Raw genomic sequence first — 228 nt, 5'->3', positions numbered from 1 at the left:
CTTGCAATATAGGCTCTGCCATTTCTAATGCAACTTGACCAACAGATGAGCGGCTATTCATACTGTCTTGATGAATAGCATAGTTCAACCACGCTTGCGCTTTATAAGCGAAATACTGTTGAGCGGCTGTCTTGTCTTTTTGCTGATAGGGTTTTAACTGCGTGACCATACAATTTAATAGGCGCTGTTGTTCGCTTTGATATCTATAAGAGCGTGCTTGGGTCTGAC

Annotated in this window: 1 protein-coding gene; it reads right to left on the bottom strand. The window is 42.5% G+C overall.

Going from position 1 to position 228, the window contains the following annotated elements; all coding sequences use genetic code 11:
- On the bottom strand, positions 1 to 228 hold a 228-nt coding region (locus SB772_RS46440; RefSeq protein WP_410839326.1), incomplete at both ends, for a hypothetical protein.

Source organism: Paraburkholderia sp. SIMBA_030, from assembly GCF_046535245.1.
In the GTDB taxonomy this organism is placed as follows: Bacteria; Pseudomonadota; Gammaproteobacteria; order Burkholderiales; family Burkholderiaceae; genus Paraburkholderia.
The sequence above is the reverse complement of the archived record's forward strand: the minus strand, read 5'-3'. Positions and strand labels throughout refer to the sequence as shown.